Genomic DNA, 18029 nt, shown 5'->3' on the forward strand with positions numbered 1-18029 from the left:
GCCTCACCTTTTTTCAGCTAATTGAATTATCTTTATTGCTGTGGCTTCATTGGTAACAAGTGCATCAATAAACTCACCATTTAAAGCCGCCAGTATTGCCTCTGCTTTAATCTGTCCTCCTGAGACACCAACAACATACGGGATCTCACGTAGCCTTTCAGGACGAGTTGAAATCATTTGTTGATGAATTTTTTCATCTTCGAGTACTTTTCCATTTTCATTGAAGAAATATCCCAAAATGTCACCTTGCGCACCGCCTCGCTGCAGTAATTTCTGCTCTGCTTGTGTGATATACCCAGATTGAAACATCGTGGCATTATCACCTTGTGAAATAGAGCCAATAGAAATCACTGCAACATCTGCGGTTATCGCCGACTGCAAGACATCCCATACGCTCGGTTCGTTATAAAGGATGTTAGCGACTTCTGCCGATGACGCTCGAAGTGGTGCGGGCACTAAATTTACCCGACAACTCGCATCTAAGTGAGCAACACCTTTCATGTACGACCCCACACCACCAGCAAGCGAAACAACATCAATGCCTTCGGTATGTAAATATCGACCTAAATTTTTTAGCGTTGCCATAATGGTTTCACCAAAGCCAACAGCAAGTAACTGGCCTTGAACTAAATGGTGCATCAATAAATTTGCAGCACCAATACTCACCCGGTGGCAAATATTCGCTTCAGTTGGATCATAATCAGGAATAATGCGAACATCTTGCAGCCCAAATAATGCTTTAATTTTTTCTTCTAAACACAGGCATCCTTCAAATCTTGAATTAATGGTTACCTGTATCAAGCCTTGTTTACGTCCCTTTTCTAATAACCTTGAAACTTTTAATCTGGGCAAATCAAGAAGATTACCAATTTCATTTTGAGTTAAATTGTCGTGGTAATAGAACCAGGCAACTCGTGCTACTTGTTCTTCCTCTGACATTAAATCACTCTTTTCCACAACCCACCCCAGACGAACACTTTGCTTGCGATTTAGGCCATATTCGTACAATTTGCGATCACAATCTGTGATTGATGTTCAAAATATCAACAGATTGAACATTTGAATTATTCTGTGACTAATGTTCAAGATTTGTCTGATTTGCACATATATTATCCAACAAAGTGAAATCAAAAATACAAATGTTCACTTCCATTGCGATAAGCAAAAGCTTGGAGGCGGTATGCTTAATGTGATCAAACAACCATTATCTGACACACTCGTTAACGTATCAGGAGTGTCTAAACAGTTCTCTGGTGTTGAAGTTTTAAAGAATATTAACTTCACACTAAATAAAGGTTCAATTCATGCATTACTCGGCGGAAATGGTGCAGGAAAATCTACGTTGATGAAAATCATAGCGGGATTATTAACAGCTGATGGTGGTGAAGTTCGTATTTGTGATCAGCTAGTCTCTAATTTATCCCCAACTGATGCTCATAAATTAGGAATTTACTTAGTTCCACAAGAGCCTCTCATCTTTCCCAGTCTTACTGTAAGAGAAAATATAACCTTTAAACTACCTAACAATGCACAGACAGAAGAAAAACTAAAACAAGTGATGTTTGAGCTTAACTGTTCACTCGATTTAGATGTTGAAGCTAATATGCTGGAAGTCGCTGACCAACAGTTAGTAGAAATCATGCGCGGGCTAATTAGAGATTCTAGAATATTAATTCTTGATGAACCCACTGCATCATTGACGCCTAAGGAAACAAAGCACTTATTTAACCAAATGGAAATACTGCGAGATCAAGGTGTAGGCTTAGTTTTTATCTCCCATAAAATTCCAGAAATCATGCAAGTATCCGATAAAATCACGGTCATGCGTGACGGCATTATTGCCTTATCGGACGACATGAGTAATGTGACGGCAGATCAAATTATCTCTGCCATCGCGCCAAACTGTAAAATTGATAAAAGCAATCATGATGATATTGCTGAGTTTGATTTTGATGTCGCTTGCGATACCACACCAGGGGATATTGTTATCAAATTAGATAACTTAACAGGTGAAGGATTCAAAAATATCAATTTTTCAATTAAAGCCGGAGAAATCTTAGGCTTAGCCGGCGTTGTCGGTGCTGGACGTACAGAACTAGCTGAAACACTTTGCGGTATTCGTAAGCAATACAGTGGTTCGTTATTCTTTTTAGGTAATAACATTTCATCTTCGTCCTTTATGTCTCGTTTGAATCAGGGTTTAGTGTATTTGCCAGAAGATCGTCAATCTTCAGGATTATTCCTTGATGCACCACTCAGCTGGAATATTTGCTCTTTAGTACATAACAATAAAGCACTGTGGATCGACACTGATACTGAACGTGATACATTAAATAATTATATTCAGGCTATGTCTATCCGCACTACCGCAACGGATCAACCAGCAAGAACCTTATCCGGCGGTAACCAACAAAAAGTACTTGTAGCAAAATGCTTAGAGGCCAAACCTAAGCTTCTCATCATTGATGAGCCTACTCGCGGTGTGGATGTCTCGGCTCGATATGATATCTACCAACTTATTCGCTACGTCGCAGCAAACAATGTGGCGGTGCTATTAATTTCATCAGACTTAGATGAAATAGAATTATTGTCTGATCGCGTCTTCGTTTTACATCAGGGGGAGCAGAGTGATGAATTGACGGGGAGCCAAATCAATATCGATAACATCATGAAAATAGCCTTTGGAGGTTCAGACCATGATTAATTTTATAAAAAATAATCGGGAATTCACGGTTCTATTCTCAATTATGATTCTTTTCGTTTTTCTTGGAATCATGGATTCTTCTTATTTTGAAATGGCAACCTTAACTCGGGTCTTTACAAGTTCACAAGTATTGATGCTACTTGCCATTGGCGCCACCATGGTCATGTTAACCCGTAATATTGATGTCTCAGTCGGTTCAACCATGGGGCTATCTGCAGTAGCCGTAGGTACCGCCCTCAATGCTGGATTTTCACTGCCTGTCGCCTGTCTCTTTGCCTTAACCGTGGGAGCGACATGTGGTGCTTTTAATGGATTCCTTGTCGCCATCTGCAAAATTCCGGCCATCGTCGCGACTCTTGGTACCTTAGGATTATTCCGTGGCTTAATGTTGCTCTGGACGGGTGGAAAATGGATTGAAGGCCTTCCTGAATCAATTAAGATTTTATCCTCATCAAATGTTATTGGGATCTCCTATTTAGGATGGTGCATTATTTTACTTGGTGTGTCATTTGCCTACATCTTATTAAAAACACAGTTTGGACGTAACTTTTATGCGGTGGGTGACAACTTACAAGGTGCACGTCAATTAGGCGTACACGTTGATAAAACCCGCATCATTGCCTTTACGATGAACGGTATTATGGCCGCGATGGCCGGTATCGTCTTTACCTCTCAAATTGGGTTTGTGCCTAATTCTGTGGGTAACGGCCTAGATATGAAAGCGATTGCGGCCTGCGTGTTGGGTGGTGTTAGCCTCATGGGCGGCGTTGGTACTGTGATTGGTGGGATTTTAGGTGCCTTCTTCCTAACCTTAATTGATGGCGTTCTGGTCCTGCTCCGTTTACCTGCATGGTGGAATGACTTCATTGCTGGCGTGGTATTACTCTCCGTTCTGGTCTTTGATGGTCGCCTGCGAGTTTCAATCGAAAATGCAATTAAAGTTCAAAAATATGCTCGTTTTCGTCACGATGCCAAATCCAGCGATTCAAAATAGGAACCATATTATGAATATGCGTAAATTTGCCAATTGGGAAGGTGCATTAGCTATGCTAATCATCGCAGAGATACTTGTCTTTGGAATAATAAACCCAAGAATGCTCGATATTAATATGCTTCTCTACAGTACCAGTGATTTTATTTATATTGGTATCGTTGCATTACCATTAACCTTGGTAATTGTCAGTGGTGGGATCGATATTTCATTAGGTTCAACAATTGGTCTCTGCGCCATCGTACTGGGTGTCGTATACCGTCTTGGCTTACCCATTGAATTATGTGTAATACTCACGCTTGCTGTTGGCCTACTGTGTGGTGTCATTAATGCGATATTAATTCTCTATACTGGTGTCAACCCACTCGTTATTACTCTTGGTACCATGTACTTATATGGAGGCAGTGCTTTATTGCTCTCGGGTATGTCTGGTGCGACTGGTTATGAAGGGATTGGGGGCTTTCCAGATGGTTTTACTAATTTTGCGAACAGTGATTTTCTTGGACTTCCTATTCCATTAGTTGTATTTATTACAGCACTGGCAGTGATTTCACTTATTCTTCATAAAACAAAAATTGGCCGTAATGTCTATTTGATTGGTCAAAATCCACGAGTTACCCAATACAGTGGTATTCCCGTTAAATTTACACTCTGTATCGCTTATGGTCTGGTGGGGTTGTTTGCGGCTATATCAGGAATATTACTCGTCTCCTACTTCGGTTCAGCACGCTCAGACCTTGGGATTTCCTTTTTAATGCCCGCGATTACGGCTGTCGTTCTTGGCGGAGCCAATATCTACGGTGGTGCGGGTTCTGTTATCGGTACAGCCCTTGCGGCTCTCATGGTCGGATACCTGCAACAAGGACTGCAAATGGTGGGGGTTACAAATCAAATTTCAAGTGCGTTATCAGGTGGTTTATTAATTATTGTCGTGGTTGGGCGATCAATCGTCGTTAATAAGGAGTCCATCACCAACTGGTTAAAAACCAAATTAGCTATAAAGAAACAAATAACAATTGAACACATTACGAACAGCAATTAGTTAGTACAACAAAGCACATATTATATCACGCTAAAATCCTTGGAGGATTTATGAAAACGAATATGTTAAAAAAAGTCGTGTTGGCAACTGCTATAACAATGGCGTTAGGTTCGGTTGCTCATGCAGCAGAAAGTGTCGCATTCATACCAAAACTTACGGGTGTGGGTTTCTTTACTAGCGGTGGTCTCGGTGCGGTAGAAGCCGGTAAATCAATTGGCGTTGATGTCACATACGATGGAACGACAGAACCCAGCGTTACAGGCCAAGTTCAACTTGTAAATAACTTTGTAAACCGTGGTTATGATGCCGTTGTTGTCTCCGCAGTTTCACCAGATGGCCTTTGCCCTGCCTTAAAACGTGCCATGAAACGCGGCGTAAAAGTTCTCACCTGGGATTCAGATACAAAACCAGAATGCCGTAGCCTCTATATCAGTCAAGGAACACCTGAGCAGCTCGGCGGTATGCTTATTGACATGGCTAAGACACAAATTACAGATGAAAAAGCGCAAATCGCTTTCTTCTACTCCAGCCCAACAGTTACAGATCAGAATCAGTGGGTTGAAGCGGCTAAAGCCAAAATTGCGAAAGAGCATCCGCAATGGGAAGTGGTTACCACCCAATTTGGTTACAATGACGCGACTAAATCATTGCAAACCGCTGAAAATATCTTAAAAGCCTACCCCGACCTAGATGCCATCATTGCACCTGACGCGAATGCACTACCTGCTGCCGCTCAGGCTGCTGAAAACCTAAAAGTCACTAATGTCGCGATTACCGGCTTTAGTACTCCGAATGTCATGCGCCCTTATGTTAAACGCGGAACAGTTAAACAATTTGGACTCTGGGACGTCGTCAATCAAGGCAAAATATCAGTTCACGTTGCTCATGCATTAATTCGAAGTGGTGATATGAACGTTGGTGATACGCTGGATATTCCACAAATAGGCAAAATCGTCGTATCCCCTAACGCTGTTCAAGGCTATGACTATGAAGCAAAAGGCAATGGCATCGTTGTTATGCCAGAGCGGACAGTATTCCACATCGATAATATCGATAAACACGACTTCTAATTTATTTTAGGGGCTAAGAGACCTTAGCCCCATTATTAAGCTCATCATTTTTGGAGAATTATAATGGCTGATTTAGACGATCACAAAGACGGCAAAGATTTTGGTTTGGAAACACCGCAGGTTAACCCACATTTTGATCTAAAAGGTTGTGGTTCACTTGATTGGGGTATGCAATCTCGCTTATCACAAATATTTAATCCAGTATCGAAAAAAACCGTGATGCTTGCATTTGATCACGGCTATTTTCAAGGTGCAACAACAGGATTAGAACGGATTGATTTAAATATCAAACCTCTCTTTGAAGATACCGATGTATTGATGGCCACACGTGGTCAAGTCCGTGCAAACGTACCCGCTAATACCAATAAACCCCTCGTATTACGCTGCTCTGGCGCAAACTCCATGTTGCCTATCCCACGCTATGATGATTTATCACTCAATAAGCCAGAGCTTGATAATGAAACCATTGCCGTCAACATTGAAGATGTCATTCGTTTAAATGCATCAGCCATGGCGGTAAATATTTATGTCGGCGCCGAATACGAACATAAGTCACTAACTAACCTAATTAATTTAATTGACACCGGTAATCGTTATGGCATTCCAACAATGGCTGTAACCGGTGTAGGTGCGGCCATGGAGCGCGACTGGCGTTATTTCTCACTGGCTTCTCGCTTAGCTGCAGAGATGGGATCACAGTTTGTGAAAACCTATTTTGTAGAGAAAGGATTCGAACGTATCACCGCCGGATGCCCTGTTCCTATCGTTATTGCAGGTGGTAAAAAACTACCAGAATTAGATGCACTTGCGATGTGTTACAAAGCGATTGATCAAGGTGCGTCAGGGGTAGATATGGGACGCAATATTTTCCAATCCGACGATCCTATTGCCATGATAAAAGCTGTGCGTGCTGTCGTACATAACAACATGCACTTCAGCCATGCTTATGAATTATTCCTAGAACTTAAGGCCAAGTAAGGATTACTTATGCATGTCACTTTAGTCGAAATCAATATAAAACCAGACAAAATAAATGAGTTCATTGCTGCATTTCGTCCAAACCAACAAGGCTCGATTGCAGAGGAAGGAAATATTCGGTTTGATGTATTACAGGATCCAGAAATTCCAACTCGCTTTACCATTTATGAAGCTTATCGTGATGAAGCCGCTATGCTTGAGCACAAAACAACACCGCATTATCTTCAATGTGTCAAAGACCTTGAAGGCCTAATGACTGGTAATCGCTCCAAAACGGTACTGACTGGCATCATGTGGGATTAATATGACTACACCAAATACTCTAAAATGGGCGATGGGCAATAACCATTCCATGTTAAGTATCGGTGTGATGGCGGCTAACTGGCAACAGCTAGCCACCACTTTTCAACCATTCGAACCTCAAACAGAATGGCTTCACATTGATATCATGGATGGTAATTTTGTCCCGAAACTAACAGTCGGTGCGTGGGCATGCCCCCTCCTGCCACCTGAGTTTATTTGCGATATCCATTTAATGGTTAATCACGCCCAATATCATGCTTTGCAATGTGCTGATGCAGGAGCACACATCATCACACTTCAATATGAAGCATGTAATGATTTGGATAGCACATTATCAATATTGGGATCTAGACATTGTGTATATCAAAACCAAAAGAAGAATATCATTCGCGGTATCAGCGTCTGTCCGGATACCAATCTCGACTTACTCGTACCCCTACTACCCAGTGTTGAAATGATTCAACTACTAACGTTAGATCCAAGAACGGGTACGAAGATGACGGATAATGCATTCATCACACGACTGGATCAGCTCAATAAACTGCTTAAGCGCAACCTCATGAGTAAGATCATTAATGTAGATGGATCGATGTCCATTGAACTCGCCCAAGCATGCATAAACCATGGTGCACATGTCGTTGTCTCTGGCAGCGCTATTTTTGCCAACAATAATGCATCAGAAAATATCAAGAAATGGCGAGCAATCTTATCCTCAACCACAACGACGTAGTCACAACGAATTGAAAGGCCAGTCAACTGGCCTTTTGCTAGTCCATACCTTGTTAACTTTAAACATTTTCACCATTGTCTTCGTTCATCAATGGAAGATATTTTTATGACGCCAAAACAGAATTACGCCATTTACTCAAGGTTATAAATGGCATTCCTCATTATTATCACGATTTATACTTGTTCCGCGGTTACTAAATCCTCTTCGTTGCTCGCTAACCGCTTTAGCTGCTCTGTCGTCATCAACATCATGATGCTGAATGCCAGCAAAATAACGGGGAACATGACGAAAGAGAATGTTGAGGCTACAGCGCCAATAATCGGCGGAAACAAGGTGGTTCCCACATAAGCAAAGGCCATCGATAACCCGATAATAGCTTGTGACGCAGCCTGGCCAAAACGCTGAGGTGTAAGATGAATCGTGTTGGGGTAAATGGGTGCGCAGCCAAAGCCAATCAGGATCAGCCCTATTTTGGCGAACAATGGTGAAAGAGGCATTAACAATAAAATCACACCAATAAAAATAGTAATAATACCACTGCGAATTAACGTTTCACCTTTCACTTTATCTGCGATAAAGCCGCAAACAAATCGGCCTGCCGTGATACCTAAAAAGTACATCGCAGTCCAAAATGCGGCTTCCGTAGGTACAACCCCTTTCTCTTCCGTTAAATAACTGGCAGCCCATAGTCCTGCTCCCGCTTCAAGTGAGCAATAGCAACAGAACATCACAAGCTGAAGCTTTACCCCTTTCATTTTTAATGCGCTCGCATTGGTCACTAATCCTGCGGGCTGATCATCAGTCGTTTGCAATGACGTTAAAGCTTGTTTCCAGAGTGGTAATGATAAGAACAACACAACCACGAGCGCAAATTGCACATAAGATAGGGTTGTATACCCACTGCGCCACCCTTCTTGTTGACTCAAAAAAGCCGCCATAATAAGTGGACCAGCTGTTGCCCCTACCCCCCAAAATGAGTGCAAGTAATTCATGTGTTTTGACTTGTAATGGATCGCCACAAAGTTATTCAGTGCTGCATCAACCGATCCCGCCCCAAGTCCTAGAGGGATTGCAAGCAGCGCCAATATCCACACGCTTTGCGCCTGAGTAAAGCCCAGTAATGCCACCGCTGTCATCAATACACTTACCGCCACCACTTTACCGGGGCCAAAATGATGGATCAGACGGGCAGATAGCAAACTAGAAATAACCGTCCCGGAACTCACGACCAATGCAATAATACCAGCAAACTCTAATGTGGAGCCTAAGTCTCGATGCATGACAGGCCAAGACGAACCCAACACGGCATCTGGTAGCCCTAAGCTAATGAATGCCAGGTAAATGATAACTAGAAGCAGCAACATGTTTTATCTTATTGAGGTGAAATGAATGGTATAAAACAATACGTTCACTTATCGTAAATAAACAGGTATATACTGCCTTAAACCATAACGATCCTATCAATGTTGAAATCATGCTGACTTGCCATATTGAAACCACACTCAATAGTAAAGAACTGACGCATCACGGCTCCGAAGATTTTCCCTGTGCCTACTATGACAGTCGATTTTCTGAATTTGTCAGTGGTGAAATTGCCTGGCATTGGCATGATGAGCTTGAGTTTATATTGGTCATTGATGGCAGCACAGAAGTTGAATTCCTTGGCAGAACTGAAATCCTCCACTGCAATGAAGCGCTCTTTATCAATGCAGGAGCACTTCATAAGCTAACAATGCATGGCGTGGAAGATTGCCGCATTTTAACGATCGTCTTTAATCCACTCCTCATCGGTGGAACCAACTACAGCCGCGTATATAAAAAGTACATTTACCCTGTCATCAAAAATGCAGATCTCCTCTGCTATAAGTTTTCGCCCCTCACAAGATGGCAACAGCAAGTGATTGATGAACTGAAAACCGGGTTCACTGCGTGTCAAAATGAGAGTCTGGCCGTTGAATTAGCCATAAGTTTACAGTTAATGAAACTCTGGCAAATATTTTGTACCAATGAGCCATCGATATTAGCCAAGAACCGAGTGTCATCCGCCTATGAGCGCCGAATTCATACCGTGTTAACTTACATTCATCAACATTATGCTGATAGTATTTCAATATCGGCTATCAGCCATGCCGCCAATATCAGTGAAAGCGAATGCTATCGACTTTTTCGCAATACACTTAAATGCACGCCCAATAACTACCTATTAAGTTATCGACTACAAAAATCAACCCTATTACTGTTAGAAAGTCGTAAGTCGATCACTGAAATAGCGTATGAAATTGGTTTCAACTGCCCGGCCTATTTTGCCAAAAAATTTAGATCTGCTTATGGCAAAACACCTAAACAATTTCGTCAAGAAAGTGCCTTATACAATAGCGTAAACTAAAGGTGGAATTAACAAATTCCCATCAGGTGATAAAAATTCAGTGCGGTTCAAAAAATTATTGCCAGATTTTCATCATTTTTAGCGCTATTTTTAACACAAAAATAGGACATAACTGGCTTGCAATCCCATTAAATTGTATATCATTCCCTCCAATCCCCCCGTTAAAGGGCGATTAATATCGTCATATTGAACAACAAAACAATATCCCACCATTTATTACAATGTAAGAACCAGAGGTATCTATCCGCTTCATTTGCCTTTACATTGGATAGGTAACACACATGTTAAATAAGGTTTTAAATGTGATGTTACTAAATAACACGTCATACAAACCGTATTAGAACCGTTTAATTAGCCACAAACATAAACCATTTAAAACAAACACTTACAACTATGGCTTAAATTAATAAGGTTATTCGCAACACAATGGGAGACTAGCTTGATCCAATCGGTAAGTATGTAACAACAACCTTGTCTTAGGATTTTAGCAGGAAAGAAACAATGAAAGGATTATCACTGATTGCAGCAACCATGACAGTTGCTAGCTTATTCTCATATAGTAATAACACCGTCGCATCAGAGCAGTTCATCACGATCGGTACTGGCGGTCAGACAGGCGTATATTACGTTGCAGGTCAGTCTATTTGCCGTTTCGTTAATCGCGGTGCTGATACACACGGTATTAAGTGTAATGCCCCAGCCAGTGGCGGTGGTGTGGCTAACGTCAATGGGATCCGCAGCGGTGAATACAACTTTGGTGTCATGCAATCTGATCACCAGTACAAAGCCTTGTATGGTCAAGCACCGTTCAGTAGCCAAGGGAAAATGGACAACATCCGCTCTGTCTTCTCTCTTCAAAGTGAAATTTTCACAATCCTTGCCCGTAAAGATGCCAACATCGGTGACTTCGAAGCGCTGAAAGGTAAGCGCGTTAATATCGGTAACCCAGGCTCTGGCCAGCGCGATACCTTCGAGCAGCTGATCGACGCCAAGAAGTGGGATCACTCTGTATTTGCGTTAGTGTCAGATCTCAAGCCTGCCGAACAGGCTTCCGCAATGACCGACAATAATATTGATGCAATGAGCTACTTTGTCGGCCACCCAAATGGAGCGATTCAAGAAGCAACCACAACAGTTGATGCGGTATTTGTTCCGGTTACTGGTGACATCATTGATGCGCTAATCGCTGAAAAGCCCTATTTCACCAAGGCAGAAATACCGGGTGGCATGTACCGTGGCAACCCAGAACCAGTGCAATCGCTCGGTGGCAAAGCCGTACTCTCTGCCAGTGTAGATACTGATCCTGAGTTGGTTTACCAGTTGGTGAAATCTGTTTTCGATAATCTCAACCGCTTCAAGCGTCTTCACCCAGCATTTGCATCACTAAACGAAAAAGAAATGATCAGCGATGGTCTTACCGCTCCGCTTCATGAAGGGGCTGCTCGTTACTACAAGGAACGTGGCTGGCTATAAGTTTTTCCCCTCTCGCACTACCATCGAGTGCCGCCAACGCGGCACTCGCTATTTATGAGTTAATATTATGAATAAAACACTCACGACATCTCAAGATAGCTTGTCCAGTGAAGAATTGATTGCCCAAGATGTGGGGGCTCGATTACCTTCAGGTAGCATGGCTTATCTTATTGCCGGGCTCGCATTGGCTTGGTCACTTTTCCAATTATGGATTGCATCACCGCTCCCATTCATCATCGGCTTTGGTGTCATGAACGATACCGAAACCCGTGCTATACACCTTGCATTCGCTCTGTTGCTCGCATTCTTGGTATTTCCGGCCCGTAAGAGTTCACCACGTGATCGTGTACCGGGCTTTGACATTTTACTGGGTCTTGTTTCAGCCGCCGCTGCACTCTATTTATTTGTGTTCTATGTCGATCTCGCACAGCGACCAGGCAACCTCACTACGGCTGATTTTGTAACCGCATGTATTGGTATTCCGCTATTACTTGAAGCCGCACGCCGGGTACTGGGCCCTGCGCTACCCATTATTGCCAGCGTATTCCTAATCTACAGCCTTGCTGGCCCTTGGATGCCAGGCCTTCTTTCACACCGCGGCGTACCGTTCACGGCTCTTGCTAACCATCAGTGGATCACCACTGAAGGGGTGTTCGGTATCGCGCTTGGCGTATCAACCAGCTTTGTTTTCTTATTTGTACTTTTCGGTGCGCTATTAGAACGTGCAGGTGCTGGCCACTATTTCATCCAGCTGGCTTTCAGTATGCTAGGCCATCTGCGTGGTGGCCCGGCAAAAGCCGCCGTTGTTGCTTCCGGCTTAACAGGCTTGATCTCGGGTTCGTCCATTGCCAATGTGGTCACCACGGGCACCTTTACCATCCCAATGATGCGTAAAGTCGGCTTCAGCGCGGAAAAAGCCGGTGCTGTTGAAGTTGCGTCATCGGTTAATGGTCAAATCATGCCACCCGTTATGGGCGCGGCTGCGTTTCTGATGGTGGAATATGTCGGCATCCCTTATGTCGATATCATCAAGCACGCTTTCCTGCCTGCGGCTATTTCTTACATCTCGCTGCTCTACATTGTGCACCTTGAGGCACTTAAACTCGGGATGCAACCTATCGCAGTTGCAGCAGCGCGTCCATGGCTTGCGCGCTTAACGGGCTTTGCCTTCGGTGCAGCCCTGCTCAGTACGCTATCAATGGCGGTCTATTATGGATTGGGTTGGCTCAAGCCACTGCTTGGCGACTATACCCTGCAGGGAATAGCCCTTATTCTGGCGGTGACCTACCTTGGCCTGCTTAAAATTGCAGCCATGAACGATCCACTGCCAACGGAAGAGGAAACCAACCTCGATACCTTACCGTCAACCCGCGCGGTATTACTGTCAGGCTTGCACTACCTGCTGCCTGTGATTGTACTGGTATGGTGCCTGATGGTTGAGCGCCTATCTCCGGGACTTTCTGCCTTCTGGGGGTCAATGATCTTAGTGGTCATAGTACTTACCCAACGTCCACTGCTTAACTGGTTACGCAAAGATGGCAAGCACGATTACGGCAGTGTCCAAGATGGTGTCATTGATTTGCGCGAAGGTCTGATTGCAGGTGCCCGTAATATGATCGGCATTGGTGTTGCCACGGCGACAGCGGGCGTCATTGTTGGTGCAGTCTCACAAACGGGGGTTGGTCTCGTGCTGGCTGACTTGGTCGAGATGCTATCAATGGGCAATCTATTGCTCATGCTGCTACTTACCGCCCTACTCAGCTTGATCCTCGGTATGGGATTGCCAACCACTGCGAACTACATTGTGGTATCTAGCTTATTGGCCCCCGTAATTGTGGTACTTGGACAACAACAAGGGCTGATCGTCCCGCTGATCGCCGTACACCTGTTCGTGTTCTATTTCGGTATTATGGCGGACGTTACACCGCCCGTTGGTCTCGCATCATTTGCTGCGGCGGCAGTATCGAAAGGGGATCCGATCAAAACCGGTTTGACCGCATTCTATTACAGCTTGCGTACCGCAGCCCTGCCATTCCTGTTCATCTTCAATACTGACCTGTTATTGATTGATGTCGACTGGATGCATGGCATCATCATCTTTATTGTCGCCACCATTGCGATGCTGATTTTTGCTGCCGCGACACAAGGTTACTTCCTGACACGAAACCGCTGGTATGAAACAGTACTCTTGCTTCTGGTCGCGTTTACCTTGTTCCGTCCGGGCTTTTGGCAAGATCAAATCACAGACCCGTTCCGCTATGTGTCACCAACCCAATTGAGTCATGAACTCGATACCCTCAATGAAGGTGATATTTTACGTATGCGAGTCAGTGGTGAAGACGCTGTCGGTGTTGAAAGGGAATACTCTGTTTTATTCGAAGTGCCCGCCGGTAATAACGGGGATGAGAAGCAGCTGGCTTTAGGACTAGAAACCTATCAGGAAGGCGGTAAAACACTGATTGATATCGTCCATTTCTCAAGCCCAGCGGAAAAAGCAGGCCTGATGTTCGATCAGGAAATCATGGAGATCCGTATTCCAGCAGAGCGCTGGGCGAAAGAATGGCTATGGTTACCCGCTATCTTACTCTTCATGATGATCGTTGGAATGCAGCGTCGCAGGATCAGTAAGGACCCAGCTCTGCAAACGGCATAACTGCCGCTTCAAATGCTTTATTCACAACAATAACTATCAAAGGAGCCCCCGGGCTCCTTTTTGTGCATCTTCATGGCGATCATTTCAATCAATATACTGTCATTTAAATCGATAATTACAGAGCAGAATTGATGCCCTGACTGTTGAAGATAAACCAAACGACAGCAATTGGAGCCAATGGTACTAAACACCAAAGTAACGCATAGTAACTAACGCTGAGTTGCCTATATAGAAAGTAAATAGATACCGCGGATAAAATTGGATATATATAAAATAGCCCTCTGATAATGCGCATTGAAATGGCATAACTGACTTCCGCACCCGGTAAAGAAGCAAACATCATTGCAAGCCATCCCAAGACACTAACAACGCTCATGAGCATAACAACCACAGCAACAAAAACATCTCTCATATAAACAATTCCCTCTGAACTGGGGTCTCTGCTAATACAATTTACGAATAGCAAGAACTACCACACCGGGTAATAACTGGCGTTCAAATCCTTTGACTACCACCCTATTACAATCTCGCTATAGCACTGATTGAACGCCACATCGACTACAGAGTAAACGGTTGCCAATACAAATTGCCCAAAATAGCGCTAATGCATGTCCAATTTTCACCTTTGGCTTATTCGATGACTTCCACAGTGATCTAATCGCGAAAATACCAAACATTGAAAAAAAATAGGAGCATAACGAAACGTATTAATTCTGCAGGATAATTATCAATCAAACCAATAAGTGACATCTGTAACAGTGTGACACTAATTGCCATAACTAACATGAAAGTTAGCCACACTTGATGACTTTAGTGGTTTGATAAAATTTCGGGGGCCATCCTATCACAATTACTCTATAGCATTGATTTATATAAACAATCAAAATTAAGCAAGCCGAAAACGCCACACGTGTTGAATCCCTCTTTGAACAATTTGTTAGGCTAATTTTACGATCGATGCTCTCCAATAAGTGATAAGCACAATCAATAACGTCCATGGCATCGCGTACCACCAAAAGTAAGGCGCCTCACTATCAATTAGATAAAAATAGATAACTAAGAAAACGCTTAAGAGCAACGAGATTACATAGGCAAACCATAAAGCCACACAGACATCATTGCTGGACTTAGACAATGTGACTCCACGTTCAGAACAAGCCGCAAAAATCAGACAAAAACCAACTGCTCCACCCATACCAATATGAACAAACGAAAGCAGAACTAAAACCCAAAATGACATCATTCTCTCCCTGATTAGCCTAACGCCAAATTAAAGTGTGAACAACGCTGACACCTTAGCTAACCCATTATTCAATAACCACAAAACCAAACTTAAGTGAGAGCGCTAAGCTTTGTGAATCACTCTTGCATTTATTATTAGGGTGCTGTTTCGTCTATTTTACAGTTCTTGTAATAGAACTCTTTGTCATGTTCACTTATTTCCCTCAGAACACGACATGGATTACCAACGGCTACGACATTAGCTGGTATATCTTTAGTCACTACGCTACCTGCACCAATCACCGTATTTTCCCCAACAGTTACGCCCGGTAAAATAACAGAATTAGCACCTAACCAAACATTATTGCCAATGGTCACTGGAATATCAAACTGCGCTACTTTCTTTCTTAAACTTGGCTCTATTGGATGTCCCGCCGTAGCGATGGTCACATTGGGGCCTATCATAACGTAGTCACCAATATAGATATGAGTGTCATCAACCAAGGTCAAATTAAAGTTCACATAAACGTTTTTGCCTAAACGGGTATGGATACCCCAGTTAGCTTGCAAAGGAGGTTCGATATAACAGTTTTCACCTACTTCAGCAAATATCCACTTCATTATTTCTTGGCGTTTTTCCATTTGCGATGGACGAGTATGATTAAAGTCATATAAGGCGTCTAAGCATTCCAATTGCTTAGCTGCTAGTTCTTCATCGTCACAGTAGTAGATTTTTTGACTATGCATTTGAGCCTTAATATCCATAATTTCCCTTTAAAAAAATGTTGAATTTTGTCGGCACTCTAACGAATGGCATGGCCTCCCCTTACCCAGACTCTGCCACACTTTATAAGCCTAGTTTGATAAAATTCCAGAGGCCCCCCCTATCACAATCTATCTATAGCATTGATTTAACGCCATACCAATAAACCAAGTTTCAGTATCCACGGCGAAGATCCTACAGGCAAGGTATTGATTCACAAAACCCGCTATGGTTCCAAAATATCAGGTAATGTAACATTTTAACCACATTTACATGTAACACCTGAGAAAGCACTCACCCGCAATCATCAAGATGAATACCTGTTATGTGCTTGAATGTACCTTGTTGATTTTTAGCCAAAATGACTCTTGGCATTGATTCGTGAAATTCTTTTTCTGGGGCGCTATATTTAAAGTGCTCGGCTGTTCAATGACGTCATATGAAATCCAGCACTCCTCACAAACTGATTCCGTAATATAGCCGGATAGTTCACGTTCAGTTCGCTTTCTTACAGCAACACCATTGTCAAACTTTACCAACAACTCACTGTTTTCCATGAGAGTGCCGTTTTCTTCGACACTCTGTTTGTTTAATACTTTCTCTACTATCGACAAGCCATCAGGCTCTTCTTTCATCGCCGATATATATGTGAACAAGTTATTCATTACACATCTACCTGTTTGAGACTACGATACACGTCGTTATTTTAACCACGGTTTAACATGCGATTAAAAAACCATCCGCCACTATAGGGATGACGGTTTGTCTCCATCCACCATTCGCAATATTTACTTATATGAAGCTTGGGCTTGTTCAACATATCGGTTAGGTATTGGCTGCGCAACACGTTGTCATGTTTTTTATCCCACTCCTCATGGTCACAAATAATCAACTGCAACAATAAAATTCAGATAGTACCTCAAGTCTTTTACAATATCCTCACCAAACACATCTATTGGAGTTAGATTATCTGCAAAATACTTGCTTAAATTTCTCCCTAAATTACTAGCAACCCAAAATGACATATTCTTTAAATTTAAACCAGCAGGATCATATAAAGATGGATTATTACTATAAAAATATTCTTTATATATTTCCGAATCATTATTCCAATCTTTTAGTGCAGCATGGTGTTTAAGTAAAAAACTTTCACCTTTAAAGGAAAAATAAATCCAATATTCAAAATAAACGTTAACACCTAATTCATCAATAATTTCAAGAAAGAGCCCTCTATCTGTGGCAATAAATTTTGGCCTATCTTCTTTTTCAATTTCAGAATCTAATTTTATAATTTTAAGACTTTCTTCTATGACGTCAAAAGTTGAAACATCTTGTATGTTTGAATAGTCAATAAGAACCTTCTTCCCAAAGAAATTAGAACCGATTATTACCATCAGCACTGTAATTAACAAAAATACTAATATATGAAACACACACTCTTCCTAAAAACAATTGTGGTAGAGCAGCCAGTTACCTGACGTCCCCCACTCAGATCCGGACGTGCGGAACTACCGCATCCGGCTCCTCAATCATATATATGCCCGTGTGGGCAACAACATACCTAAAACCAAGTGATCGCCACTTGATATGTAAACCGACTTATCACCTGCATCGGCGTTATCCCGTTATAAGCCAACATTTGCAGCAAGCCTTCCCTGTTATAACTTCATCACTGACTTCGACGATTCAACCATTTGAACAGACTGTTTAGCACT

Annotated in this window: 17 protein-coding genes; 10 read left to right on the forward strand and 7 right to left on the reverse strand. The window is 42.6% G+C overall.

All coding sequences use genetic code 11. The features are described 5' to 3' along the window. Positions 1–3: 3 nt before the first annotated feature. Positions 4–939, reverse strand: a complete 936-nt coding sequence (locus L4D12_RS11610; RefSeq protein ID WP_428448001.1) for a sugar-binding domain-containing protein — start codon at positions 937–939, stop codon at positions 4–6. A 241-nt stretch (positions 940–1180) separates the two neighbouring features. Here L4D12_RS11610 and lsrA point away from each other — a divergent pair, with 241 nt between their 5' ends. From lsrA to L4D12_RS11645, 7 genes are all read left to right on the forward strand, one after another. Next, a complete protein-coding gene (lsrA, locus tag L4D12_RS11615; protein WP_428448002.1) occupies positions 1181–2704 on the forward strand; it encodes an autoinducer 2 ABC transporter ATP-binding protein LsrA in 1524 nt (507 codons plus the stop codon). Between the two features lie 43 nt (positions 2705–2747). Then, positions 2748–3698 carry an autoinducer 2 ABC transporter permease LsrC gene (gene lsrC / locus L4D12_RS11620; protein ID WP_428448019.1) on the forward strand — a complete coding sequence of 317 codons (951 nt, stop codon included), beginning with the start codon at positions 2748–2750 and terminating at the stop codon, positions 3696–3698. 10 nt (positions 3699–3708) lie between these two features. Further along, positions 3709–4737, forward strand: a complete 1029-nt coding sequence (gene lsrD, locus L4D12_RS11625; RefSeq protein WP_428448003.1) for an autoinducer 2 ABC transporter permease LsrD — start codon at positions 3709–3711, stop codon at positions 4735–4737. Positions 4738–4787: 50 nt separating this feature from the next. Continuing rightward, positions 4788–5807 carry an autoinducer 2 ABC transporter substrate-binding protein LsrB gene (lsrB, locus tag L4D12_RS11630; RefSeq protein ID WP_428448004.1) on the forward strand — a complete coding sequence of 340 codons (1020 nt, stop codon included), beginning with the start codon at positions 4788–4790 and terminating at the stop codon, positions 5805–5807. 63 nt (positions 5808–5870) lie between these two features. Further along, positions 5871–6785, forward strand: coding sequence for a 3-hydroxy-5-phosphonooxypentane-2,4-dione thiolase (gene lsrF / locus L4D12_RS11635; protein ID WP_428448005.1), 915 nt, complete (start codon positions 5871–5873; stop codon positions 6783–6785). A gap of 9 nt (positions 6786–6794) precedes the next feature. Further along, on the forward strand, positions 6795–7088 hold the full coding sequence (gene lsrG / locus L4D12_RS11640; protein ID WP_428448006.1) for a (4S)-4-hydroxy-5-phosphonooxypentane-2,3-dione isomerase: 294 nt from the start codon (positions 6795–6797) through the stop codon (positions 7086–7088). A gap of 1 nt (position 7089) precedes the next feature. Continuing rightward, positions 7090–7818 carry a beta/alpha barrel domain-containing protein gene (locus L4D12_RS11645; protein WP_428448007.1) on the forward strand — a complete coding sequence of 243 codons (729 nt, stop codon included), beginning with the start codon at positions 7090–7092 and terminating at the stop codon, positions 7816–7818. Between the two features lie 173 nt (positions 7819–7991). Here the strand turns inward: L4D12_RS11645 and L4D12_RS11650 are convergent, their stop codons facing one another. Beyond that, the gene (locus tag L4D12_RS11650) at positions 7992–9182 is read right to left on the reverse strand and encodes an MFS transporter (RefSeq protein ID WP_428448008.1); all 1191 of its coding nucleotides are present in this window, start codon (positions 9180–9182) and stop codon (positions 7992–7994) included. 110 nt (positions 9183–9292) lie between these two features. Between L4D12_RS11650 and L4D12_RS11655 the strand changes: the two genes are divergently transcribed. The 3 genes from L4D12_RS11655 to L4D12_RS11665 all read left to right on the forward strand — a co-directional run bounded on the left by L4D12_RS11655 (position 9293) and on the right by L4D12_RS11665 (position 14330). Further along, a complete protein-coding gene (locus L4D12_RS11655; protein ID WP_428448009.1) occupies positions 9293–10204 on the forward strand; it encodes an AraC family transcriptional regulator in 912 nt (303 codons plus the stop codon). A gap of 501 nt (positions 10205–10705) precedes the next feature. Beyond that, positions 10706–11677: a TAXI family TRAP transporter solute-binding subunit gene (locus L4D12_RS11660; protein WP_428448010.1), complete on the forward strand. Its 972-nt coding sequence runs from the start codon at positions 10706–10708 to the stop codon at positions 11675–11677. 67 nt (positions 11678–11744) lie between these two features. Continuing rightward, positions 11745–14330, forward strand: coding sequence for a TRAP transporter permease (locus L4D12_RS11665; RefSeq protein WP_428448011.1), 2586 nt, complete (start codon positions 11745–11747; stop codon positions 14328–14330). A gap of 115 nt (positions 14331–14445) precedes the next feature. On the opposite strand, the gene L4D12_RS11670 is transcribed toward L4D12_RS11665, so the two are convergent. The 5 genes from L4D12_RS11670 to L4D12_RS11690 form a co-directional block, all read right to left on the reverse strand. Continuing rightward, positions 14446–14742, reverse strand: a complete 297-nt coding sequence (locus tag L4D12_RS11670) for a hypothetical protein (RefSeq protein WP_428448012.1) — start codon at positions 14740–14742, stop codon at positions 14446–14448. A 525-nt stretch (positions 14743–15267) separates the two neighbouring features. Then, positions 15268–15573: a hypothetical protein gene (locus tag L4D12_RS11675; protein WP_428448013.1), complete on the reverse strand. Its 306-nt coding sequence runs from the start codon at positions 15571–15573 to the stop codon at positions 15268–15270. 134 nt (positions 15574–15707) lie between these two features. Further along, positions 15708–16316, reverse strand: a complete 609-nt coding sequence (locus tag L4D12_RS11680) for a sugar O-acetyltransferase (protein WP_428448014.1) — start codon at positions 16314–16316, stop codon at positions 15708–15710. Between the two features lie 321 nt (positions 16317–16637). Next, positions 16638–16979: a hypothetical protein gene (locus L4D12_RS11685; protein ID WP_428448015.1), complete on the reverse strand. Its 342-nt coding sequence runs from the start codon at positions 16977–16979 to the stop codon at positions 16638–16640. A 213-nt stretch (positions 16980–17192) separates the two neighbouring features. After that, positions 17193–17747 (reverse strand): hypothetical protein, encoded by a 555-nt coding sequence (locus tag L4D12_RS11690; RefSeq protein WP_428448016.1) that lies wholly within the window; start codon positions 17745–17747, stop codon positions 17193–17195. Positions 17748–18029: the final 282 nt, after the last annotated feature.

Source organism: Photobacterium nomapromontoriensis, assembly GCF_050336815.1.
GTDB lineage: Bacteria > Pseudomonadota > Gammaproteobacteria > Enterobacterales > Vibrionaceae > Photobacterium > Photobacterium nomapromontoriensis.